A 23,212-nucleotide genomic window follows, 5' to 3' on the forward strand; every position below is an offset into this window, starting at 1 on the left:
CCCGGCGTCAGTCCCGCAGCGCCTCGACCGCCCGCAGGATCCGCTGCTCGGACACCGGGTACGGGGTCCCCAGCGGCTGCGCCCACAGGCTCACCCGCAGCTCCTCCAGCATCCAGCGGACCTGGGTCACGCCGTCGTCGTGCAGGCGGTCCGGCGGCAGCGACGCCAGCAGCTCGTCGTAGGCGTCGCGCATCCTGAGCATCACGCTGGTGCGGTCCCGGTCGCGGTGCGGGTCCTCCGGCAGCTTCACCAGCCGCCGCTCGACCGCCTTCAGGTAGCGCAGCAGATCCGGCAGCCGTCGGCAGGTGGTCTCGGCGACGAAGCCGGGATGCACCAACTCGGCGAGCTGGGCCCGGATGTCGGTCAGTCCGGTGAGCAGCAGCAGGCTGTTGCCGATGGTCTTCAGCCGCTCGGACACCCGGTGGTTCACCGCGAGGATGTTGGCGACCTTCACCACCGCGTCGGCGGTGGTGTCGTACAGCTCCGCCCGGACCGAGTCGCGCAGGCGGCCGTAGGACTCCTCGTCCCAGGCCGGGCCGCCCGCGTCCGCGATCAGCTTGTCGGCGGCGGCGGTCAGGCAGTCCGCGAACAGCGCCTCGGTGCTGCCGTGCGGGTTGGCGGCCAGCGCCAGCTTGGCGCCGTTGCCCAGCCGCGACTGGATCGAGTTGACCGGCGAGGGCACACCGAGCAGCAGCAGCCGCCGGGTGCCCGCGAGCATCGCCCGCTGCTGGGCGTGCGGGGTGTCCAGCAGCCGGACCGAGACCGAGTCGCCGTCGTCCACCAGCGCCGGGTAGCCCTTGACGGTCTGCGTGCCGCGCTTCTGGATGAACGCGTGCGGCAGCTCGCCGATCGTCCAGTCCTTCAGCCCGCGCTTCTCCAGGCCGCCCGCGGCCTCGGCGATCGCCGCCTGGGTGCGGCTGCGCAGCTCGATCTTGAGCCCGTCCAGGTCCTTGGACTCGCCCAGCTTGCGGCCCTTCTCGTCTACCACCCGGAAGGTGATCCGCAGGTGGTCCGGGACCGCCTCGTAGTTCCAGCTGTCGCGCGGCACCGGGATCCCGCGGAGCCGGTGCAGCTGCCACTCCAGCAGCTCCACCAGCGGCTTGTCGTCCGGCGGGGTGGTCTCCAGGCCGCGCATCACATGCTTGGCGAAGTCCGGCGCGGGCACGAAGTTGCGGCGCAGCTGCTTCGGCAGCGAGCGGATCAGCGCGGTCACCAGGTCCTCGCGCAGGCCCGGGATCTGCCAGTCGAACCCGGCCGGGCGGACCTGGTTCAGCAGCGTCAGCGGGATGTGCACGGTGACCCCGTCCGCCTCCGCGCCCGGCTCGAACTGGTAGGTCAGCGGCAGCGTCAGCTCGCCCTGCTGCCAGACCGAGGGGTAGTCCCGCTCGGTGACCGCCTCGGCGTTGTCGTTGACCAGCAGTTCGGGGGTGAACGTCAGCAGGTCGGGACGGGTGCGGTGGGTCGTCTTCCACCAGCTGTCGAAGTGCGCGCCGGAGACCACCTCGGCGCCGATCCGCTGGTCGTAGAAGTCGAACAGCGTCTCCTCGTCCACCAGGATGTCGCGGCGGCGCGCGCGGTTCTCCAACTCCTCGACCTCGTCCAGGAGTTTGCGGTTGTCGTGGAAGAAGCGGTGGTGCGTGCGCCACTCGCCCTCGACCAGGGCCCGGCGGATGAACAGCTCCCGGGACAGCTCCGGGTCGATGTTCCCGTAGCCGACCTTCCGCTGCGCGACCAGGGTCACCCCGTACAGGGTGACCTTCTCGAACGCGACGACCTGGCCCCGGTCCTTCTCCCAGTGGGGTTCGCTGTAGCTGCGCTTGACCAGGTGCTGCGCCTGCTCCTCGATCCACTCCGGCTCGACCTTGGCGGCGATCCGCGCCCACAGCCGGGAGGTCTCGACCAGTTCGGCGGCGATCACCCAGCGCGGCGTCTTCTTGCCGCGGCCCCCAGAAGCGAGCGCCGAGCCCGGGAAGATCGCGAACTTGGCGCCGCGGGCGCCGAAGTACTCCTGCTTCTCGGCGTCCTTGAGGCCGATGTGCGACAACAGCCCGGCCAGCAGCGAGCGGTGCACGGCGTCGCCGTCGACCTCGTCGTTGGGGTGCCCGGCGTCGATGTCCAGCGAGCGGGCGACCTGGCGCAGTTGCGCGTCGATGTCCTGCCACTCCCGTATGCGGAGGTAGTTGAGGAACTCCGACTTGCACATCCGGCGGAACTGGCTTGAGGAGAGCTCTTTCTGACGATCCTTCAGGTGCCGCCAGAGGTTGAGGTAGGTGAGGAAGTCCGAGGTCGGGTCGGTGAACCGGGCGTGCAGCTGGTCGGCGTGCGCGCGCTTCTCCACCGGGCGCTCGCGCGGGTCCTGGATGGACAGCGCGGCGGCGATCACCATCACCTCGCGGACCACGCCGTGGCTCTGCGCCTCCAGCACCATCCGCGCCAGCCGCGGGTCCACCGGCAGCGCGGACAGCTGGCGGCCGACGGGGGTGAGCCGGTTGGTCCGCTCCGAGGTGTCCAGCGCGCCCAGCTCCTGGAGCAGGTCCACGCCGTCCTTGATGTTGCGGCGGTCCGGCGGCTCCAGGAACGGGAAGGCGCCGATGTCGCCCAGCCCGGCGGCGGTCATCTGCAGGATGACCGAGGCCAGGTTGGTGCGCAGGATCTCCGGGTCGGTGAACTCCGGGCGGGCGAGGAAGTCCTCCTCCGAGTACAGCCGGATGCAGATACCGTCCGAGGTGCGCCCGCAGCGGCCCTTGCGCTGGTTCGCGCTGGCCTGCGAGACCGCCTCGATCGGCAGCCGCTGCACCTTCGTGCGGTGGCTGTAGCGGGAGATCCGGGCGGTGCCGGGGTCGATCACGTAGCGGATGCCGGGGACGGTCAGCGAGGTCTCGGCGACGTTGGTGGCCAGCACGATCCGGCGGCCGTTGTGCTGCTGGAAGACCCGGTGCTGCTCGGCCGAGGACAGCCGCGCGTAGAGCGGGACGACCTCGGTGAACCGCAGGTTCTGCTTCTCCAGGGCGTCGGCGGTGTCCCGGATCTCGCGCTCGCCGGAGAGGAAGACCAGGATGTCGCCCTGGCCCTCGGCGCTGAGCTCGTCCACCGCGTCGCAGATCGCCTGCACCTGGTCGCGGTCGCGGTCGATGTCGTCCGGCGCGTCGGACTCGTCGTCGGCGGCCTCGTCCACCACCGGGCGGTAGCGGACCTCGACCGGGAAGGTGCGCCCGGACACCTCGATGATCGGCGCGTCCTCGCCGCTGCGGGGATCGGCGAAGTGGCCGGCGAAGCGCTCCGGGTCGATGGTGGCGGAGGTGATCACCAGCTTCAGGTCGGGGCGCTTGGGCAGCAGCTGCTTGAGGTAGCCGAGGATGAAGTCGATGTTGAGGCTGCGCTCGTGCGCCTCGTCGATGATCAGCGTGTCGTACTGGCGCAGCAGCCGGTCGTTCTGGATCTCGGCCAGCAGGATGCCGTCGGTCATCACCTTGACGGCGGTGTCCGGACCGACCTGGTCGGTGAAGCGGACCTTCCAGCCGACGGTCGAGCCCAGCTCGGTGCCCAGCTCCTCGGCGACCCGCTCGGCCACGGTGCGGGCGGCGATCCGGCGCGGCTGGGTGTGGCCGATCAGGCCGCGTACGCCGCGCCCGAGCTCCAGGCAGATCTTCGGGATCTGGGTGGTCTTCCCGGAGCCGGTCTCACCGGCGATGATCACCACCTGGTGGTCCCGGATCGCGGCCAGGATGTCCTCGCGGCGGGCGCTGACCGGCAGCGACTCCGGGTAGACCGGGGTCGGGATGGACGCGCGCCGGTTGGCCAGGCGCAGCTCGGCCGCCTCGATCTCACCGGTGACGGCGGCCAGCTGGCGCTCGCGCTTCTCCGGTTCGCGGACCTTGCGCAGGCCCTCCAGGCGGCGCCCGAGGCGCTCCTCGTCGCGCAGCGTGAGCGCGGGCAGCCGGGCGGCCAGCTCGCCGAGCGCGGGGGCGGGGCCGGCGCCGACCGCGCCGGGACTGGTCGGCTCGGTTCCGAGCTCCGATCCGGGCTCGGTCCCGGGCTCGGTCCCGGGCTGGGTTCCGGGCTGGGTTCCGGGCTCGGTTCCGGTCTCAGCCGTCGTCCTGGGGGTGGTGCGGTCCGGGCCGGAGCGGGCTCGGGCCCGGCGCGGGGAGCGGGTGCGGGGGGCGTCGCCCTCGGCCTCGGCGGGCCGGTCGGTGCGGCGGGCGCGGGCGGTGCGGTTGCCGGACCGGGCGGCGGCCTCGTCGCGGGCGGTGGTGCCCGGGTCCGGTGCGGCCTCGGCGTCGGGGCCCGGTACGGCGCCGGATGCCGCGTCCGGGGCAGCGTCGAGCCCGGGCGCGGCGTCCGGGCTGGTGGGGCCGGGGCGTGCGTCCGGGCGCGGGCCGCGCGGGCGGCGGCTGCGGTTGCGGGTGCCGCGAGGCGGCCGCGCGGCGTCGTCGGCGCTGGTGGGGCTGGGGCCGGACGACTCGGCGGCGGGCTGGACTGCGGCGGTGGAGCTCTGCGGGATACCCATTGCGCCCCCAAGCCTACGCAAGCTTCCCCCTCACCTGTCGAGCCGATATCGGTGCAGCCCGTCCAGGTCGTCCCGGCGGGTGAAGCCGGCCCGCTGGAGAACCCGCTGGGAGGCGGTGTTCTCCGGGTAGGTGCTGGCGGTGACCGAGCGTACGGCGGGGTGGGTGAAGGCGAACCCGGCGAGCGCCAGCAGGGTCTCGGTGGCGTAGCCGAGCCCCCGGGCCGCCGGGGCCAGTTCGTAGCCGACCTCGACCGAGCCGTGGACGTCCGGCGGCGCGTGGAAGCCGGTGCCGCCGACGGCCAGCTGGTCCGCCTCGCGGACGATCACGTACAGGCCCCAGGGCGGCCGGTGCCAGCCGACGTCGTCGGCCCGCTCGACGATCCCGGCCAGGTCCCTGGTCCCGCCGCCGGGACCGCCCCCGAGCCAGCGCCAGCCGCCGTCGCCGCCGTGCGCGAGTCGGCGCGCGTCGGCGGGCGAGGCGGGGTGCAGCCGCAGGCGCTGGGTGGGAATCACCACCGCAGTATCCCGCCCGGCGGTCCCGGTCAGTCGCCGGAGACCCTGAGCAGCAGCTTGCCGGTGCTGCTGCGGCTCTCGATCAGCCGGTGCGCGTCGGCGGCCCGCTCCAGCGGGAACTCGGCGGTCACCGGCAGCTGGATGTCCCAGGTGGCGGCCAGTTCGAAGGCGGCGGCGGTGAGCTCCCGCAGCCGGTCCGGGGCCAGCGCGGCGGTGCTCAGGATGCTGAACGAGGCCACTGACAGGGCCCGCTCCTGGAGTTCGGCCACCCCCGCGCCCCAGGCCGGGGCGCCACCGGCGTTGCCGAAGGAGACCAGGCGGCCGTAGCGGGCCAGGGAGTCCAGGCTGCGCTGCCAGGTGTCGCCGCCGACCGAGTCGAGCGCCAGGTCGACGCCCCGCCCGCCGGTGGCCGCGGCGAGCCGCTGGTCCCAGCCGTCGCCGACGAACACCTCGTCGTAGCCGAACTCCTTGGCGTACGCGGCCTTGTCCGGGTGCGAGACCACGCCGTAGACCTTGGCCGCCCCGGCCAGCCGGGCGACCTGGCCGAGCACCGTGCCGACACCCCCGGCCGCCCCCTGGACCAGTACGGACTCCTGCGGCAGCAGCCGTCCGACCGGGTGGATCAGCGCGTAGGCGGTGGGCAGCACGGCCGTCAGGGTGGCGGCGGCCCGCAGCTCCAGCTCGTCGGGCAGGGCGAAGGCGCGGTCGGCCGACACCCGGACCACCTCCGCGTAGCCGCCGCGGTCGAGGAAGGCGGCGACCCGCCGGCCGACCTGGAAACCGGTCACCCCCGCGCCCACGGCGCGGATCCGGCCGGAGACCTCGACCCCGGGCACGAACGGCAGCCCGGTGACCCGGTAACCGACGGAGCGGGCCTTGACCTCGGCGAAGTTGACGCCCGCGTAGGCCACGTCGATGGTGACCTCACCCGCCTCGGGCAGCGGCTCGGGAATGTCGAGCAGCCGCAGTACCTCCGGTGCGCCGAGTTCCGAAACGACGACTGCACGCATGGCCGACCCCCAGTGATGTGTTCAATGATCTGCGAACACTTCCTAGTGTATGGATTTCATCGAACACTTCAAGTCGGTTCCGCGGTCAGTCCTCCTCGGTGTCCTCGCCGTCCTCCTCCGTGCCCTCCTTGGCGTCCTGGTAACTCGCCGCCACATGGGTGTCCAGCGGGAAGCGGACCGGCGTGTCGCCGAAGACCAGTCGTCGGGCCTCCTCCCCGGCGGCGGCCACCGCCTCCCGTACCGCGTCGGCGAGTTGCGCCGGGGTGTGCACCACGACCTCGTCGTGCTGGAAGAAGACCAGGCGCGGCCGGTCGCCCGGGACGCTGGTCGGCAGCTGCGCCAGCCGCCGCCGCAGCGCCGCGATCAGCGCCAGCGCCCAGTCCGCCGCGCTGGCCTGGATCACGAAGTTGCGGGTGAAGCGCCCGCGCGAGCGGGTGTCGCGGGCCGCGTCCTCGGCCGAGCCGCCGGAGGCGCCCTCGGTCAGGTCCAGCCACCCGAGGGACGGCGGCGGGCACACCCGCCCCAGCCGCGAGTGGACCACCCCGCCCGCCTCGCCGGTCCGCGCCGCCGCCTCGACCAACCCCATGGCCTGCGGGAACCGCCGCCGCAGCACGGCCACCAGCTGCCCGGTCTCGCCGCTGGTCTGCCCGTACATCGCGCCCAGCAGGCCCAGCTTGGCCCGGGCCCGGTCACCGCCGAAGGCGTCCGCCGCCAGCCCGGCGTACAGGTCGCCCTGCGCGCCCGCGCGGATCATGCCCGGGTCGCCCGACATCGCCGCCAGCACCCGGGGCTCCAGCTGGCCCGCGTCCGCGACCACCAGCAGCCAGCCCGGGTCGGCCAGCGCCGCGCCGCGCATGATCCGGGGGATCTGCAGCGCCCCGCCGCCCCGGCTCGCCCAGCGTCCGGACACCACGCCGCCGACCACGTACTCCGGACGGAAGCGGCCGTCCCGCACCCAGGCGTCGCGCCAGGCCCAGCCGTGCGCGGCGTGGATCCGCGACAGCTCCTTGTAGCTCAGCAGCAGCGGCGCGGCCGGGTGGTCCACCGCGCGCAGCACCCAGTTGCGGGTCGAGCTCAGGCTGATGCCCTGCTCGGCGAAGGCCCGCAGCACTTGCGCCGGGGAGTCCGGGTTCAGCGGACGTCCGCCGAGGGCCTGCTGTAGCTCCGCCGCCAGCGCGGCCAGCTTCACGGGCTGCGCGCCACCGCGCGGCCGGGGGCCGAGCAGGTCGACCAGCAGCCGGTCATGGGCCTGCGCGCTCCACGGCAGGCCGTCGTACCCCATCTCGGCGGCTACCAGGCCGCCGGCCGACTCGGCGGCGCAGAGCAGCCTGGTCCGCGCGGGCTCGGCGGCGGAGGCGATCCGGCGCTGCTGCTCGGCGTGGACGGCGACCAGGGCGGCCAGCGGATCGGTGCCGGGTGGGAGGCGGCTGCGGTCGGGGGCGAACAGGGAGTCCTGGTCGCTGTCGCCGCCCGGGCCCTCCGGCAGGTCCGGCGGGACCTGTCGGCCGTGCAGCCGGGCCCAGGCCGCGCCCAGCGAGCGCGGCTGGCCGTAGCGGTCCTCCAGGCCCAGCAGCAGCGGCTCCACCAGCTTCACGTCATGGCAGCGGCCGAGGCGGCCCTCCGGCAGCTGGGGCAGCAGCCGCGGGTACACCTCCTCGGTCGCGGCCCAGACCCAGCGGGGGGCCGCGGCGGCCTCCCAGTCGGCCATGGCGGCGGCCAGGTCGCGCACCCGCAGCGGCTGGTCCAGCGGCTCGCCGCTCTCGGCGAGCGGCTGGAGCCGACCGCCGTGGCCGTCCTGGTCCGCCGCGACCGCGACCCGCGGCGCTGTCTGGCCTGCCACGCCTGCTGCCTCCGTGGTCCCCGTCGGTGCTGTTCTGTCGGTGCTGTTCTGTCGGTGCTGTTCTGTCGGTGCTGTGCTGTGCGGTCGGTGCTGTGCCGTCCCGCCCGCTGCGGAACGTATCACCGGGCACTGACAACGCCGGGGAGCGGCCGCTGCGGGCGGCCACGTCCGGATGGTGGAAAGCCGGACGGCGGGGCGCGGCCGGGGCCGAGGATGGATGGCATGACTCCTTCACCTTCGGCGGCCTCCCGCGCCGCCGCCGCGAATCCGGCGGCGCGTCTGTGGCGGACCGACCTGCCGGTGGTCGCGGTCGCCGTGGTCTGGGGGTCCAGCTACCTCGCGACCAAGGACATCGCCACCGAGGCCGACGTGGTCCCGCTGCTGGTGCTGCGCTTCGGCGTGGCGCTGCTGCCCATGGGCCTGCTGGTCGCCCGGCGGCTGCGGCGGCTGAGCGCGGCGGAGGTCGGCGGCGGGGCGGTGCTGGGGGTGGTCCTGGCCGTGATCCTGCTGCTGGAGACCTACGGGGTGGTGCACACCTCGGCCACCAACGCCGGTCTGATCATCAGCCTGACGATGGTCTTCACCCCGCTCACCGAAGGCCTGCTGAACCGGACCCGGCCCTCCCGCGCCTTCATGGCCGCCGCCGCGCTGTCCGTCCTCGGCGTCGCCCTGCTCACCGAGGGGGCGGGCTTCCACCGGCCGAGCGGCGGCGACCTGCTGGTGCTCGGCGCCGCCGCCGTCCGGGCGCTGCACGTGGTGGTGATGCACCGGATGCGCGCGGTGCGGCGGACCGACGGCGGGGCGCTGACCTTTGTCCAGCTGGCCGTGTCACTGCTGGTGTTCGCGCTGGGCAACGCCTTCGTCGGGACCGCGCCGTGGCGGCTCGCCGGGTCCTTCGACCCGGGACAGTGGACCGACCTGCTCTACCTCGGGCTGATGTGCACGGTGTTCGCGTTCTTCGTGCAGATGTGGGCGGTCCGCCGGACCTCGCCGTCTCGGGTCAGCCTGCTGCTCGGGACGGAGCCGCTGTGGGCGGCGGTCATCGGCGTGCTGATCGGCGGCGACCGGCTCGGGCTGCTCGGCGCGCTGGGCGCGGTGCTGGTGCTGGCCGGTACCACCTGGGGCCGGACCGCCGCCACGCCGCGCGCCCCCGCCGGTGAGCGGCCGCACCCCGCCGAGCCGCCCGCCGCGGTCGGCGCGGCGGCGGGCACATCGGTGGGGGCGTCCGGCGCGGAGCCGTGAGCGGAGGTCAGTCCGTCAGCCGTACCGGCATCGGCCCCCGCGCCCCGGGCCGGTCAGCGGGCCGGTCAGCGGGCGGGGGAGAGGCCCAGGCCGTTACCGGGGGCGGGGGCACGGCGGACGATGACGTAGCCGCGCGGCGCGGACAGCCGGAGCCAGGCCGGGTGCCGGTGCACCGCGACGTGGTCGGACTGCTGGAGCAGGCCGACCAGTTGGGCCGCGTGCAGGGCGCGCAGGGTGAGGCCGGAGGGGTCGACCTGGCGGGACCAGATCGACTCGGCGAGGGCGTCCTGGTCGTCGGTCTCCCGGCGGAACTCGGTCACCGCGGCGCTCACCGCGGCCCGCAGCGGCGCGGTGGGCAGGTCGCGCAGGTGCTCCCAGCCGCCGCGCGGCGGCAGCAGCCCGGCCCAGGACGGGCCGGTGATCGCGGGCGGCAGCTCCAGCTCCGAGCCGCTGCCGACGGCCTCCAGCAGCTGACCGGCGGACAGGGTCACGTCCACCGGGGCGGCGGCGCCGGTCGGCTCCGCCGCCAGCCGGGCGGTGCGGACCGCGAGCGGGCCGCTGTCGCCGAGCGGCAGCCGGGCGAACAGCGCCAGGCCGAGGTTCGCGGTCTGCAGCCGCACCGCCGCGCCCTTGTCGAACCGGAGCAGCCGGGTGAGGAAGGCACCCAGGTCCGCGGCCTCCCGGGGGTCGGCCAGGTGCACTGCCGTCACGCCGCGACCGGTGCCTTCTCGACGTAGTCGGCCAGGAACGCGCGCTCGCTGTCGCTCAGTCGGCGCGGCCGGGCCGCCGCCAGGTCGTAGGGGACGACCACGGTCGAGGCGCGGACGTAGACGGTCTCCTCGTCCTTGATCTCGTAGGCGACCGTGAACGAGGCGTAGCCCAGCCGGGTCAGCCAGGTCTCGATGGTGACCGGGGCCGGCCGGTAGACCAGCGGGCGCAGGTAGTCGATCTCGTGGCGGGCCACCACCGACCCCTCGGCGAACGCCTTCTCACCGGCGGCACCGGCGTTGGTGAAGGTCAGGTCGATCCGGGCCTCCTCCAGGTAGCGCAGGAAGACCACGTTGTTGACATGCCCGAAGGCGTCCATGTCGGACCAGCGCAGGGGACAGGCGTATATGTGGCGGGCCACTGAGTTCTCCGGAGGGGGCTGGGTGCCGGGGCAGGTCGGTCGCCTGCGGCACGGGTGTGCCGCAGGGTGGCCAAGCCTGCCCCGGTGGTGTTGCGGACAGGTGTCGCGGGCTGCTCAGCCGCGGGTGAGCTTCTTGTAGCTGGCCCGGTGCGGCCGGGCCGCGTCGGCACCGAGACGCTCCACCTTGTTCTTCTCGTAGGACTCGAAGTTGCCCTCGAACCAGTACCACTTGGAGTCGCCCTCGTAGGCGAGGATGTGCGTCGCCACCCGGTCCAGGAACCACCGGTCGTGGGAGATGACCACGGCGCAGCCGGGGAACTCCAGCAGCGCGTTCTCCAGCGAGCCCAGGGTCTCGACGTCCAGGTCGTTGGTGGGCTCGTCGAGCAGCAGCAGGTTGCCGCCGACCTTGAGCGTCAGCGCCAGGTTCAGCCGGTTGCGCTCACCGCCGGAGAGGATCCCGGCGGGCTTCTGCTGGTCCGGGCCCTTGAAGCCGAAGGCCGAGACGTAGGCCCGGGACGGCATCTCGACCTGGCCGACGTTGATGTAGTCCAGCTCGTCGGAGACGACGGCCCACAGCGTCTTCTTGGGGTCGATGTTGGAACGGCTCTGGTCGACGTAGGAGACCTTGACCGTCTCACCGATCCTGACCTTGCCGGAGTCCGGCTCCTCCAGCCCGAGCAGCATCTTGAACAGCGTGGTCTTGCCCGCGCCGTTGGGGCCGATGACGCCGACGATGCCGTTGCGCGGCAGGGTGAAGCTCAGGTCCTCGACCAGCAGCTTGTCACCGAAGGACTTGCTGAGGTTGTTGACCTCGACCACGATGCTGCCCAGTCGCGGGCCCGGCGGGATCTGGATCTCCTCGAAGTCCAGCTTCCGCATCTTGTCGGCCTCGGCCGCCATCTCCTCGTAGCGGGCCAGTCGCGCCTTGGACTTCGCCTGACGGCCCTTGGCGTTGGAGCGGACCCACTCCAGCTCCTCCTTGAGGCGCTTGGCGCGCTTCGCGTCCTTCTGGCCCTCGACCTTGAGGCGGGTCGCCTTGGTGTCGAGGTAGGTGGAGTAGTTGCCCTCGTAGGCCAGGGCGCGACCGCGGTCGAGCTCCAGGATCCACTGGGCGACGTTGTCGAGGAAGTACCGGTCGTGGGTGACGGCGACCACGGTGCCCGCGTACTTGGCCAGGTGCTGCTCCAGCCACTGGACCGACTCGGCGTCCAGGTGGTTGGTGGGCTCGTCGAGCAGCAGCAGGTCAGGGGCCTCCAGCAGCAGCTTGCAGAGCGCCACGCGGCGCTTCTCGCCACCGGAGAGGGTCGTCACCGGCCAGTCCCCGGGGGGCAGCCGAGGGCGTCCATGGCCTGCTCCAGCTGGGCGTCGAGGTCCCAGGCGTTGGAGTGGTCGAGTTCGTCCTGGAGCTTGCCCATCTCGTCGAGCAGGGCGTCCGAGTAGTCGGTCGCCATCAGCTCGGCGATCTCGTTGAAGCGGTCGAGCTTGGCCTTGGTGTCCTTGACGCCGTCCTCGACGTTCTCCAGGACCGTCTTCGTCTCGTCGAGCGGGGGCTCCTGCAGGAGCATGCCGACGCTGTAGCCGGGGCTGAGGAACGCCTCACCGTTGGAGGGGTGCTCCAACCCGGCCATGATCTTCAGCACAGTGGACTTGCCCGCGCCGTTGGGACCCACGACGCCGATCTTCGCCCCAGGCAGGAAACTCAGCGTCACGTCGTCAAGAATGACCTTGTCGCCGTGCGCCTTCCGGGTCTTGCGCATGGTGTAGATGTACTCAGCCAAGATGAACCGTCCGGCGTCGTTGGGGGGTGGCTACAGCCTTCCATTGTGCCGCACCGGGAGCGGACTCCGGGCAGGGCGGTCAGTCGGCGGACCAGCGGGCGGCCCGCGGTCAGCCCGAGCCGGACGGCGGCGCCTCGCCGACCAGGACCGGTCGCGGCTCCGGCAGCCCCGGTTCGAACCGCACGGCGGTTCCGGTCACCGCCGGTAGCGGCGCGGGGACCAGCGGAACCGACGGCCCCGGCCGGGCGCCGACCGGGGCCACCAGCTCCGGACGACCGCGCACCGCCTTGCGGAACGCCGACGTGCCCCGGCACAGGTCGTGCCCGATCGCGGCGGCCTCGATCTCCGGCACCAGGCTCCTGGACCGGCCCTCGCCACTGTCCCACTCGCGGATCCGTAGTCGACCGGTCACCAGCAGTGGATCCCCGCGCCCCACCGAAGCGAGGACGTTCTCCGCGAGCCAGCGCCAGCTCCACACCAGGTAGAGGCTGGTGTCGCCGTCCACCCAGCTCTGCCGCTGGCGGTCGAAGCGGCGGTCGGTGGCCGCCAGCCGGAAATTCGCCACCGCCACGCCACCGGTCGTCGTCGAGTACTTCACCTCGGAGGCAACCGTGCCCACCAGAGTCACCATCGTGCCGTTCATGGTCTGCTCCGCCTCTGCTCCCGTGTCGCGTCCGCACCGCCCGTACCGGCGGCCGATGGCACGAGACTGCCCGAAGCGGGCGACATTCCGGGGCGGACGGGGACGATCTGTGGACAGCCGACCCCCTGTGGAAAACCTGGCCACTCGATCGGGTGGACTTGGCGGGGTGCGGCACCGTCTTTCAGGTGATCCGCCCAGCGTCCGGCGCTCCCGCGTGCAGCGGTGTCCGCGCCTTGGCACATCCATAACGGGTCAGGCAGCAGCGCCGTAACGAGTGAACAACAGCCAGCTTTCTGGGCTCCCGGGCCGCTGCGCACACGTAATCCACCTGCGATTATCAGACCGCTCTCCAGGGGACCCGGCTGACGGCGCCCCCGCAGGAGCACCAGGTGCAGAGCCCAGCCGCGCTTATCCTGTCCCACGACAGGAGCCCCCCGGCGTCCGCCGGGCCCCTGTCCCGCCCCCATAGCTCAGTGGATAGAGCAGGCGCCTTCTAAGCGCTTGGCCGCAGGTTCGAGTCCTGCTGGGGGCACCAAACGCTTTTGACCAGCGCGTTGTCGGTGGTCTGGGCGCACGCTGATTGTTCATCAGCGGGCCCCTGGGGGAGCGGGACTGCGAACGAGGCGTGGCCGTCCGGGGCCACCTGCGCTCATGCGCCCGGCCCGGCGCTCGGACGATGTCCGGGCGCCGGGCCGGGGATGGTGCGGACCGGGTGTACCGCTCAGCCGCGGGCCGCGCTGACGGCTGCGCCGAGGGCTTCCTTGATCCGGGGGCCGAGGCGGGAGAAGCCCAGCTCCTTCATCGCCGCGCGCAGCAGCTCGTCCTCGCTGCGCTCGGTGCCGTCGGTGTCGATCCAACGGACCACCGCGAGCAGTTCCTCGGCGGAGTAGGCGTTGACCGGCCGACCGGGGGTGACGTCCGGCTTGCCGGGACGGGCGGCGGGCTCGGCCTCGGCGGCGGGCTCCGGTGCGGCGACCGGCTCGGCGACCGGCTCGGCGACCGGCTCGGCCTCGGCGGCGAGGGCGGCTGCCGCCTCGGCGATCGCCTCGGCCTCGGTCACCGCGGCGGCCTCGGCGGCGGCCTCCACGATGGCCTCCGCCTCCTCCACGGCGTCGTTGTCGAGGTCGTTGTCGAGGTCGGAGTCGACAGCGGCCTCGGCCTCGGCCTCGGGAGCCGTCTCCGCCTCGACCTCCGCCTCCTCGACGGCCTCGGTCGCGACTGCTTCCTCAATCTCCGCCTCGGACGCAGCCTCGGCTTCGACCTCGGGTGCGACCTCCGCTTCGGCCTCGACCGCCTCCTCGACGGCCTCGGCCTCAACCTGGGCCTCGACCTCGGGTGCGACCTCTGCTGCCTCGACCTCTACCTCCGCCTCCTCGATGGCCTCCGCCGCTGCCTCCACGACGGCCTCGGCCTCCACGACGGCCGCTGCCTCCACGACGGCCGCTGCCTCGACCTCGGCCTCTGCCAGGGCCTCGGTTTCGGGCTCGGGCTCGGCTTCGAGGGCGGTGTCCGCCTCCGCCTTGTCGGTGGTGGTGGTGGCGGCGGTCGCGGTGTCCGCGTCCTCGCGGGGGTTGGGGAGGAGGGACTGGAGGGTGTCGGTGCGGGCGGGGAAGTGCAGGTCGCACGCCGCCGCCACGGCCTCCGCGTCGGCGCGCTGCTCGGTCAGTTCGGCGATCAGCTTGCCGTGGCCGCGCTGCTCGATGCCGTCGCGCAGCGCGCGGAGGGTGGGCAGCCGGTACAGCGTGCCCTCGTCCGCGGCCAGCTGGTCGACCAGGTCGGACAGCTCGTCGAAGGGCATCGTGGCCAGGTCGTACTCCGGCAGCAGCCGGTCCAGCTCGCGCAGCCCGGTCTGGGCGGCCTCGATCGCCTGGACCGCGCCGTCGAGGAGTGCCTCGTCCGCCGGGAGCGCCGGGCGGGCGTCGGTGGGGGAGAGCGCCGCCCACTCCTTCCGGTCCAGTGCCGCCGCGCTCAGCGCCGCGTGCAGGGCGGCCCGCCGGGTACCGGGGACGACCGCGAACGCGCGGACGTCCCGGCGCAGGGCGCGGCGCTGTCCCCAGGACAGCTTCACCCCGTGCTCCTTGCGCCACCGGCTGTCGGCCGTGGCCGCGGTGAACGACTCCAGCGTGTCCGAGGCGTAGACCGCCGGGCTGAGGGTCGCCAGCGTCGTCCGGACCCGGTGCAGCAGGGTGACCGCCTCGTTCAGCGCCGCAGCCGTCTTGAGCTCGCCCAGCGTCGTCTCCGCGAGCAGCCGGGCCGCCGTCTCCCGGGTGGCGGGCAGGTCGCGTCCGCGCAGCTCGGCGAGGACGGTCGAGGCCGCCCGGGCCTCCTCGGGGTTGGTGATGGTGTCGGCTGCCGCGTACCAGGCGTGGGTCTTGGCGGTCAGCGTGAAGCCGCCGAGGTCGGCGTAGCTGAGCAGGTCCTCGCGGACGCTTGACTGAATGTCGCCGGTCGGTTCGGTCGCTTGGGCCGTGGTCGTCTCATCGGTGGACGGTTGGAGCGCGGTCATAGTGTGGTCCGATTCGTGGCAGGGAGGACTGCTGCGCCGGGCTGGATGAAGCGCGGCAGGCGGGCTGCCGCCGGACGACTCCATTCGGGTGAGGCCGTTCGACGCGGCTTTCCGTAGGGCGCGAACGCTCACGATACGGGTGCGGCGCGGTGCGGTGCACGCTCCCACGGCGCGGTTGCTCCTCCTGCGCCGAAGCCGCGCGGCCATCCGTGCGGGCCTGCGGCTCTGCGGTGTGCACGCACCGTCCATGAGCGACTCTTCAATGTGACTGAGCTGTCATAGACATGAAATTTAATCAGACCAACATGCCATCGCAGTGGGCCTCCAGAGGCGCTGGATCGCGTCCGGCGGCGCGGTGCGCGGCTGGTGGCCGAAAAGCATCGGTCGGTCGCCTCGTGCCGGTGTGCCCGCCGCCGTCGGCGGACGGTCGGCGAAAGAATGTATGACGGATCGTCAGCATGAACTCCGGGCATCGTCGGCCTCGGGAACTGCCGTGTGGCAGTGGCCCAGATTCACTCGGACGGGTGGCGCGCCAGGCCAGTCCTGCCACAAGCGCCGCATCGGGCGTAGTCAGGGCACTACCGTCCGTACCGAAGTACCGCCAGGGCGTCGGGGATCCGAGTCCGGTCCACATGGCAGCCCGGCGGGGTGGGGTGGCGGGCGGTGGACTCCTCGGTGGCCCGCGTCCGGACTGCGGGAGGATGCGGCATGGCGGGCGTCTGGGAGAGCGGCGGAGGCTCGGCTCGGGCCAGGGAGCGGTTCCTGGCCAGTGCGGTCGGCGCGGCGGGTGCGGCCGGGCTGGCCGGTGGCTACGGCCGGGACGACGGCGACGGTTGGCCGGGCGGCGGTGGCAGGCTGCCGCCGGTGCGAAGGTCGATCCTCGACTCGTGGCAGCGCTGCCTGCGGGTCGGGCTGCTGCCGCAGCGCACCGAGCTGCCCTATCAGCCCGAACTGGACCCGCAGGAGCAGCTGGTGCGGGCGTCCGCACCGGTGCTGGAGCGGCTGCAACAGAACATCTCCGGGAGCAGGGTGAGCGTGCTGCTGGCCGACGCCGCCGCGCGGATCCTGGTCTGCCGTCCCGGCACGCCCGGAATGCGGCAGCACCTGGACTCGGTCCAGGTCGCGCCGGGCTTCAGCTATGCCGAGGAGGACGCCGGTACCAACGGCATCGGTACCTCGCTCGCCGAGCGGCGTCTCTGCACCGTGTCCAGCAGCGAGCACTTCACCGACCGGCTTCAGTCCTTCGCCTGCGCCGGGGCGCCGGTGCGGGATCCGCTGAGCGGCAGCATCCTGGGCATCCTCGACCTCACCTGCTGGCACGCCGACGCGCATCCGATGATGTCCGCGCTGCTCCGTGCCGCCGTGGCCGACATCGAGCGGCAGCTCTTCGAGCAGTACAGCGAACGGGAGCGGCGGCTGTTGCGCTCCTTCTTCGCGTCGGTCGGACGGCCGTACCGGACGATGGCGGCCGGGGACGGCGACCGGCCGGGGGCTGCGGAGTTGGGGCGGAGCGACCGGCTCGCGCTCGACGACGCGGCGGCCGAACTCGTCGGCGCCGCCCGCAGTGCGATCGTCGAGGTCCCGCTCTCCAACGGCCTCAGCGCGACCCTGCTCTGTCGGACCGTCAGTGAAGCGGAGGGCGGTTCCGGGGTCAGCGTGCAGGCCCGACTCCCGCACGGGCAGCGGCTTCCGGTGCGGCCGGAGGAGCGGCAGCCGGGCGACGGCGGCGCCGGGGACCAGCCGTACCTGCTGCTGGTCGGCGAACCCGGCGTGGGTCGGCTGGCGTTGGCGGCGCGGCAGCGGCTGGCGCTGATCTGCGACTCCGGCGGGAGGATCGGCACGACCCTGGAAGTCCGGCGTACCGCGGAGGAGTTGACCGAGGTGTCGGTGCCGGGGTTCGCCCATGAGGCGACGGTCGACCTGTGGGACTGGGTGCTCGACGGCCAGGAGGAGCCGACCGGCGGCGGTCCGCGCCGGATGCGCCGGACGGCGCTGCGCACAGTCCGCGCCAACGGCCCGGCACAGTCCGTGGGTTCGCTGGTCCACCACCCGGAGGCGGAGCTGGCGCCGACCGGTCCGGATGGCGGCCGACCGGTGCCGAGGCTGGACCCGACGGCGACCACGATCACCGTCCCGATCGTCGCCCGGGGCACCGTCCTCGGTGTCGCCGCCTTCCACCGGGACCTGGACGCGCCCCGGTTCGACGACGACGACCTGTCCCTGGCGCGGGAGCTGGTGAACCGCGCGGCCATCTGTCTGGACAACGCCTGCCGTTACACCCGGGAGCACCAACTGGCGCTCACGCTCCAGCGAAGCCTGCTGCCCCGGGCGCTGCCCGCGCAGCGCGCGGTCGAGGCCGCGCACCGCTACCTCCCGGCCCAGGGCGGGGTCGGCGGCGACTGGTACGACGTGATCCCGCTCTCCGGCGGCCGGGTGGCGCTGGTGGTCGGCGACGTGGTCGGCCACGGCCTGCACGCCGCCGCGACCATGGGCCTGCTGCGGACGGCGGTGCGCAACTTCTCCGCGCTCGACCTGCCCGCCGACGAACTCCTGGGCCACCTGGACGCCTTGGTCGACTCGCTGGACCAGGAGGAGTCCGTCGCCGGAAACGGCATCGGCGTGGTCGGCGCGACCTGTCTGTACGTCGTCTACGACCCCGTGTCCCAGCACTGCACCATGGCCAGTGCCGGCCATCTGCCGCCGGGGGTGGTGAGTCCGGACGGGACGGCGGTGCTGCCCGAGGTACCGGTGGGACCGCCGCTGGGGATGGGCCGTTCGCCGTTCGAGGCGATCGACTGCGAACTGCCCGAGGGCACCCTGCTGGTGCTCTACACGGACGGCCTGGTGGAGGACCGCAGGCATGACATCGACGCCGGTCTGGCCCGGTTGCGGGCGGCTCTGAGCGGTCCCGTCCGCTCGCCCGAGCGGACCTGCGCCTCGCTGATCGCCGAGCTGCTGCCGGACCGCCCGTCGGACGACGTGGCGTTGCTGGTCGCCCGGACCAGGGTCACCGACGCGATGCACGTGGCGTCCTGGGACGTGCCGATCGACCCGGCCGCGGTGGCCGCGGTGCGCGCCGCCGCCGGACGCCAACTCGCGGCCTGGGGGCTGTCGGAGGCGGCCTTCACCACCGAACTGATCGTCAGCGAGCTGGTCACCAACGCGATCCGGCACGCCGAGGGTCCGGTGCAGCTGCGGCTGCTCCGCGACAGCGTGCTGATCTGCGAGGTCGCCGACGCCAGCAGTACCTCGCCCCGGCTGCGCCGGGCGCGCACCACCGACGAGGGCGGGCGCGGGCTGTTCCTGGTCGCCCAGCTCGCGCAGCGCTGGGGTACCCGCTACACGCCCAGCGGCGGCAAGGTGATCTGGGCCGAGCAGCCGCTCACGCCGCGCTACTGACCGGGGTCGCCGACCCCGGGGCCGACAACAGCGGTGCGCCCGCGGGCGGGGCCTGCGGGCGCACGGTGGCCGGTGCGGCGGTCGCGGGGAGTGAGCGGTGCCCCGCGTCCGCCGCTCCGGTCAGGAGCTGGTGGTGGTCTGCTGGCCGGTGGCGCTGCCGGAGAGCCACTGGCTCCAGGACAGGTTGAAGTCGGCGTAGCCGTTGTCCCCGGCCGCCAGACCTCGCGGCGAGCCGGTGATGGTGATCGGGTCGCCCTGCTCCACGTAGTTGTAGAACCACTCGGCGTTGTCGTACGACAGGTGTACGCAGCCGTGCGAGCCGTAGCTGTGGCCCGGCTCCGGGTCGCCGGTGGAGAAGTGCACGTAGGTGCCCGAGGTGGTCAGCTGGACATCCCAGGGCAGGTTGATGTTGTAGTAGTTGGGGTTGCTCGGGTCACAGGTGATGTCGACGCTGCACGAGGTCATCAGCACCCAGCGGGCCTTGTCCATGACCGCCATGGTGCCGTCCCAGGACGGGAACTGCGGGCTGCCCGCGTCGATCGGCATGGTCCGCACCAGCGTGCCGTTGCGGTAGACCTTCATCGAGTGGTCGGGCGCGGAGACCTGGGTCTCCACGTCGGCGCCGATGGTGAAGCTGTGGGTGTAGCCGTGGATGCCGTAGTCGCCGTTGCCGTCGCCGACCCCGTCCAGGTTCGCGTTCAGCGTCACCTTGGTACCCGACGGCCAGTACTTCTCCGGACGCCAGTCGACGCGGGTGCTGCTGAACCAGTGCCACGCGCCGGTGACCGGGACCGAGGTGGTCACCTTCATCGCGCTCTCGATCCCGGCCCGGGCCGAGGTGGCCACCGGGTTGCTGAAGACGACCGAGATCGGCATGGCCACGCCCACCGTGGAGCCGGTCTCCGGCGCGATGGTGTTCAGCAGCATCGCCGGACCCGACGGGTGCGTCGGCGACGGCTTCGGGGTGGGCTTGGCGCTGGCACTCGGGCTCGCGCTGGGTGTGACACTGCTGCTACTGGTGCTCGTGCTGGGTGAGTTGGCTGCCCCCGTCAGTTTCCCAGCGGAGGCAGACGCACTGCCCCCGCACGCGCTAGCGCTTGCCAGCACCGCACTGACCAGCAGTGCGATACCGATGCCGCCCTTGATCCGCCCCACGCGCCTGCTCCGCTCACGTCACATCATTAGATACTTCGACAATCCCAGAGACAACGGACTCTACGCAGGCGGTTGCGGCAGACCAGTAAAGCAAAGGCCAAGATTCGGACACAGCCCGGTATCCTTCTTGATCCTGTGCTGTTTCTGTGGTGAGGGCCACTCCCGGTCGGTTCCCAGCTGCCGGTCAGCCTGCCGTGAGCGGGTTCCCGGTCGCCCGGGCGACCGCGCGGATCGTGGCCGTGATCGGCTTGGCCGGTTGCAGGGTGAGACCGGTGAACAACCCGGGGTCACCGGGGTCGGCGTCCAGGCGGAACCGCTGGGCCAGCGTCGCCAGCACCAGCCCGGCCTCCACCAGCGCGAACCGCGCGCCCAGGCAGGCGCGTTGGCCACCGCCGAAGGGGAACCAGGCGTGCTCCGGCGCCGGATCCGGATGGTCGGCGTCCCAGCGCTCCGGGCGGAACGCCTCCGGCTGCGGGAACCAGCGCGGATCGCGCTGCACCGACCACTGGCTGCACCAGACGGTGGTGCCGGTCGGCACCGGTCGGCCGCCGAGGGTGGCGCCCTCCCGGGCGACCACGTTGATCAGCCAGATCGGCGGATACAGCCGCAGCGCCTCCTTGACCACGGCCTGGGTCCACGGCAGCCGCGCGTAGTCGTCGTAGCCGGGCGTCCGCCCCTCCAGTACCTCGGCGAGCTCCGCGTCCAGCCGGGCGCGGACCTCCGGGGCCTGCGACAGCAGGTACCAGGTCCAGGTCAGCGCGGTGGAGGTGGTCTCGTGGCCGCCGATGTAGAGAGTGATCGACTCGTCCCGCAACTCCCGTTCGGCCAGCGGCAGTCCCTGTTCGTCGCGGGCCCGCAGCAGTCGGCTGAGCAGGTCGTCGCGTTCCCGGCCCTCGGCCGCCGCCGTCCGGTGCTCGGCGATGACGCGGTGGATCTCGTTGTCCAGTTGCACCACGGCGCCGCGCAGCCGACGGCGGCCGGGGGTGCTCACCCACGGCGGCAGGAACATGGTGACGCCCCGGAACTCGGCGCCGATGGCCACCTGCGCGGCGGCCATGGCCTGGGCGATCAACTCCTCGCGTCCGGCGGTCTCGACGCCGAACAGGGTGCGTACCGCGATCCGTTGTGTGAGCCGCGCCATCTCCTGCTGGACGTCCACCCGTTGGCCGTCGGACCAGCGATCGGCCGCCTCGGCGGCGCAGGCCACCATCGTCTCCGCATAGGAGCGGACCTGACGCGGCCTCACCGATGGCTGGACCAGGGCGCGTTTGCGCTGCCAGTCGTCGCCGGTGGCCACCACCACCCCATTGCCCAGGACTTGCCGGAACGCCCAGCCCAACTCGCCTGGACTGAAGCTGTGTTCGACCTCGGCCAGGAGTTCGCCGACGTGCTCGGGGCGGGAGACCAGCAGGTTCCGGCGCGGTCCCAGGGACCAGCTGACCCAGTCGCCGTAGTCGTCGCGTAAGCGGGTGAAGAAGGAGAGCGGGGCGCGGGCGAAGTCCGGAAGGTTCCCGACCAGGGGCCAGCCCCTGGGTCCGCGCACGGGAGCGGGCTGCGGTGTGGTCGTCACCGCACCATCGTCCCGCCGCCATGCCGGACGCACCAGAGGGCCTTCGCCTGCGAACAGATGTCCGCCGCCGTCGCCGCCGCAGGTCCTGCTCGGCGCGTTGTCCGTGCGGTGGTGTACGCGCTGCCGGGCGGGGTGGTACGACTGCCGGACCAGATACGCGCGGCCCGGGCGGTCGGCGGGGCGAGAGGGAGGCGACCGCGTGAGCGGCGACATGGTGATGCTGCCGGAGGAGTTCCGGGTGCCGGTGGTCGGCGGCGAGCTGGCGGTGCTGCGCTGGGCCGCCGACCGGCCGGACGCGCCGGTGGTGCTGGCGCTGCACGGGATCACCGGCAACGGCCTGTGCTGGGGCCCGGTCGCCGAGCGGCTCGCGGGCCGGGTCACCCTGGTCGCGCCGGACCTGCGCGGCCGGGCCGGGAGCGCCGCGATCGAGGGACCGTTCGGGGTGGCCGCGCACGCCGACGACGTCGCGGCGCTGGCCGCGGCGCTCGACCTGCCGGACGTGCTGCTGGTCGGGCACTCCATGGGGGCGTTCGTGGCGGCGCTCGCCGCGGTGCGGCATCCGGCGCTGGTGCGGTGGCTGCTGCTGGTCGACGGCGCGGTGGGCTTCCCGCTGCCCACCGGGCTGCCTCCGGACGAGCTGATCGGCTCGGTGATCGGCCCGGCGATGACCCGGCTGTCGATGACCTTCCCCGACCGCGCCGCGTACCGGGCCTTCTGGCAGCGGCATCCGGCCCTCGCCGGTGCCTGGTCGCCCTGGGTGGACGCCTACACCCAGCGCGACCTGGTCGGCACCGAACCGGAGCTGCGCTCCTCCTGCCGACTGGACGCGGTACGGGTCGACGGCATCGACCTGTTCGAGCCGGAGGTGCTGGCGGCGGTGCACCGGCTGCCCTGTCCGGCCGAGCTGCTCTGGGCCGCGCGGGGCCTGATGGACGAACCGCAGGGCCTCTACGACGAGCAGCGGCTCACCGCCGCCGGGCTGGACCGGGAGCGGGTGGTGTCGCGGCCGGTCCCGGACACCAACCACTACACCGTGCTGATCGGTGCGGTCGGCGCCGCGACCGTCGCCGAGCGGCTGCTCGCGGCGGCCGGGGTGGCGGACTAGCGGCCCTCGATCGGGAGTTGACGGTTGCGGTAGCGGCCGGGGGTCTCGCCGACGAGAGCGGCGAAAGCCTCGATGAAGGTCGTCGGATTGGCCCAGCCGCAGGCGAGAGCGGTGTCGGTGACGGACTTCCCCGCGGCGAGTCGGGTGAGCGCGTGGTGGACGCGGAGCTGGGTGCGCCACTGATGGAAGCTCATCCGGAGTTCCTGCCCGAAGAGTCGACTGAGCGTACGCTCGCTCGCCCCGACGCGCGCGCCGAGCTCGGCGAGGGTCTGCTGGTTGGCCGGGTCGGCGTAGAGGATGCCGGTCAGCGCCCGGAGCCGGTCGTCGGCCGGCTCGGGCAGGTGCAGCGGCTGCTCGGGCGCCGCGGTGAGCTCGTCGACGACGACCGCGTGCAGCCGGTCGACCGCCTCCGGTGGCCGCCCGCCGGTGTCCGCCGCCCCGGCCGTGAGGGCGAGCAGAGCTTCGCGGGCAAGCCCGGAGACCGTGAGCACGGCGGGATGCGCGGGCAGCCGGGCGGCGAGTGCGTCGCCCAGGAACAGAATCCGCATGTCCGCGTTGCCGTGCGCGGTGTGGTGGTGCTCGAAGGCCGCGGGAGTCCACGCCACCCGGGTCGGCGGAGCGATCCAGGTACCCCTGGCGGTGGTCACGGACAGCACGCCGGTGGCCGGATAGACCAGGTGCCCCCGGTCGTGGGCATGGATGGGCAGCCGCTGCCCGTGCGCCAGGACGATACGGCCGCGTTCCGCGGGATCAAGATGGCGGGTTTCCCTCATAGATTGGCATCCTATCGGTGGACCGCCGTCCCGGCTCCGCCG

14 protein-coding genes, 1 tRNA gene and 1 pseudogene are annotated in these 23,212 nt (G+C 73.1%); 4 read left to right on the top strand and 12 right to left on the bottom strand.

The window, feature by feature from the left end:
• Positions 1–7: 7 nt before the first annotated feature.
• The 4 genes from hrpA to GXP74_RS07140 form a co-directional block, all read right to left on the bottom strand.
• Positions 8–4,507 carry an ATP-dependent RNA helicase HrpA gene (gene hrpA, locus GXP74_RS07125; RefSeq protein WP_182450545.1) on the bottom strand — a complete coding sequence of 1,500 codons (4,500 nt, stop codon included), beginning with the start codon at positions 4,505–4,507 and terminating at the stop codon, positions 8–10.
• Between the two features lie 30 nt (positions 4,508–4,537).
• A complete protein-coding gene (locus GXP74_RS07130; protein WP_182450546.1) occupies positions 4,538–5,020 on the bottom strand; it encodes a GNAT family N-acetyltransferase in 483 nt (160 codons plus the stop codon).
• A 29-nt stretch (positions 5,021–5,049) separates the two neighbouring features.
• Positions 5,050–6,030, bottom strand: coding sequence for a zinc-binding dehydrogenase (locus GXP74_RS07135; RefSeq protein WP_182450547.1), 981 nt, complete (start codon positions 6,028–6,030; stop codon positions 5,050–5,052).
• An 85-nt stretch (positions 6,031–6,115) separates the two neighbouring features.
• On the bottom strand, positions 6,116–7,870 hold the full coding sequence (locus GXP74_RS07140) for a bifunctional 3'-5' exonuclease/DNA polymerase (RefSeq protein WP_182450548.1): 1,755 nt from the start codon (positions 7,868–7,870) through the stop codon (positions 6,116–6,118).
• A gap of 222 nt (positions 7,871–8,092) precedes the next feature.
• Between GXP74_RS07140 and GXP74_RS07145 the strand changes: the two genes are divergently transcribed.
• Entirely contained in the window at positions 8,093–9,112 is a 1,020-nt protein-coding gene (locus GXP74_RS07145; RefSeq protein WP_182450549.1) for a DMT family transporter, read from the top strand.
• Positions 9,113–9,177: 65 nt separating this feature from the next.
• Here GXP74_RS07145 and GXP74_RS07150 read toward each other — a convergent pair whose 3' ends face one another.
• From GXP74_RS07150 to GXP74_RS07165, 4 genes and pseudogenes are all read right to left on the bottom strand, one after another.
• A complete protein-coding gene (locus tag GXP74_RS07150; RefSeq protein ID WP_182450550.1) occupies positions 9,178–9,822 on the bottom strand; it encodes a hypothetical protein in 645 nt (214 codons plus the stop codon).
• Complete coding sequence (locus GXP74_RS07155) at positions 9,819–10,241, bottom strand: thioesterase family protein (RefSeq protein WP_182450551.1); 423 nt, start codon at positions 10,239–10,241, stop codon at positions 9,819–9,821. Before GXP74_RS07155 ends, GXP74_RS07150 begins: the two co-directional genes overlap by 4 nt.
• A gap of 114 nt (positions 10,242–10,355) precedes the next feature.
• A pseudogene (gene ettA, locus GXP74_RS07160) lies at positions 10,356–12,019 on the bottom strand (energy-dependent translational throttle protein EttA).
• 109 nt (positions 12,020–12,128) lie between these two features.
• Positions 12,129–12,662, bottom strand: a complete 534-nt coding sequence (locus GXP74_RS07165) for a single-stranded DNA-binding protein (RefSeq protein WP_182450552.1) — start codon at positions 12,660–12,662, stop codon at positions 12,129–12,131.
• Positions 12,663–13,121: 459 nt separating this feature from the next.
• Between GXP74_RS07165 and GXP74_RS07170 the strand changes: the two genes are divergently transcribed.
• Positions 13,122–13,197 (top strand) — tRNA-Arg (locus tag GXP74_RS07170).
• Positions 13,198–13,383: 186 nt separating this feature from the next.
• Here the strand turns inward: GXP74_RS07170 and GXP74_RS07175 are convergent.
• Entirely contained in the window at positions 13,384–15,168 is a 1,785-nt protein-coding gene (locus GXP74_RS07175; RefSeq protein WP_182450553.1) for a hypothetical protein, read from the bottom strand.
• Positions 15,169–15,876: 708 nt separating this feature from the next.
• Between GXP74_RS07175 and GXP74_RS07180 the strand changes: the two genes are divergently transcribed.
• Positions 15,877–18,567 (top strand): SpoIIE family protein phosphatase, encoded by a 2,691-nt coding sequence (locus tag GXP74_RS07180; protein WP_182450554.1) that lies wholly within the window; start codon positions 15,877–15,879, stop codon positions 18,565–18,567.
• Between the two features lie 120 nt (positions 18,568–18,687).
• Here GXP74_RS07180 and GXP74_RS07185 read toward each other — a convergent pair whose 3' ends face one another.
• The gene (locus GXP74_RS07185; protein WP_370468390.1) at positions 18,688–19,494 is read right to left on the bottom strand and encodes an Ig-like domain-containing protein; all 807 of its coding nucleotides are present in this window, start codon (positions 19,492–19,494) and stop codon (positions 18,688–18,690) included.
• Between the two features lie 412 nt (positions 19,495–19,906).
• On the bottom strand, positions 19,907–21,292 hold the full coding sequence (locus GXP74_RS07190) for a cytochrome P450 (protein WP_225447773.1): 1,386 nt from the start codon (positions 21,290–21,292) through the stop codon (positions 19,907–19,909).
• 217 nt (positions 21,293–21,509) lie between these two features.
• Between GXP74_RS07190 and GXP74_RS07195 the strand changes: the two genes are divergently transcribed.
• Positions 21,510–22,397 (top strand): alpha/beta fold hydrolase, encoded by an 888-nt coding sequence (locus tag GXP74_RS07195; RefSeq protein ID WP_182456240.1) that lies wholly within the window; start codon positions 21,510–21,512, stop codon positions 22,395–22,397.
• Here the strand turns inward: GXP74_RS07195 and GXP74_RS07200 are convergent.
• Entirely contained in the window at positions 22,394–23,170 is a 777-nt protein-coding gene (locus GXP74_RS07200) for a helix-turn-helix domain-containing protein (RefSeq protein ID WP_182450557.1), read from the bottom strand. The genes GXP74_RS07195 and GXP74_RS07200 overlap by 4 nt on opposite strands.
• Between the last annotated feature and the right edge of the window lie 42 nt (positions 23,171–23,212).

It is taken from the genome of Streptacidiphilus sp. P02-A3a, assembly GCF_014084105.1.
Classification (GTDB): domain Bacteria; phylum Actinomycetota; class Actinomycetes; order Streptomycetales; family Streptomycetaceae; genus Streptacidiphilus.

What these genes read in the sequence shown, in the direction of transcription:
- GXP74_RS07145 (WP_182450549.1), top strand. Translation starts at nt 8,093, where the DNA reads ATGACTCCTTCACCTTCGGCGGCCTCCCGCGCCGCCGCCGCGAATCCG.
- GXP74_RS07185 (WP_370468390.1), bottom strand. Translation starts at nt 19,494, where the DNA reads ATGCTGCTGAACACCATCGCGCCGGAGACCGGCTCCACGGTGGGCGTG.
- GXP74_RS07175 (WP_182450553.1), bottom strand. Translation starts at nt 15,168, where the DNA reads ATGACCGCGCTCCAACCGTCCACCGATGAGACGACCACGGCCCAAGCG.
- GXP74_RS07200 (WP_182450557.1), bottom strand. Translation starts at nt 23,170, where the DNA reads ATGAGGGAAACCCGCCATCTTGATCCCGCGGAACGCGGCCGTATCGTC.
- GXP74_RS07165 (WP_182450552.1), bottom strand. Translation starts at nt 12,662, where the DNA reads ATGAACGGCACGATGGTGACTCTGGTGGGCACGGTTGCCTCCGAGGTG.
- GXP74_RS07135 (WP_182450547.1), bottom strand. Translation starts at nt 6,030, where the DNA reads ATGCGTGCAGTCGTCGTTTCGGAACTCGGCGCACCGGAGGTACTGCGG.
- GXP74_RS07195 (WP_182456240.1), top strand. Translation starts at nt 21,510, where the DNA reads ATGCTGCCGGAGGAGTTCCGGGTGCCGGTGGTCGGCGGCGAGCTGGCG.
- GXP74_RS07180 (WP_182450554.1), top strand. Translation starts at nt 15,877, where the DNA reads ATGGCGGGCGTCTGGGAGAGCGGCGGAGGCTCGGCTCGGGCCAGGGAG.
- hrpA (WP_182450545.1), bottom strand. Translation starts at nt 4,507, where the DNA reads ATGGGTATCCCGCAGAGCTCCACCGCCGCAGTCCAGCCCGCCGCCGAG.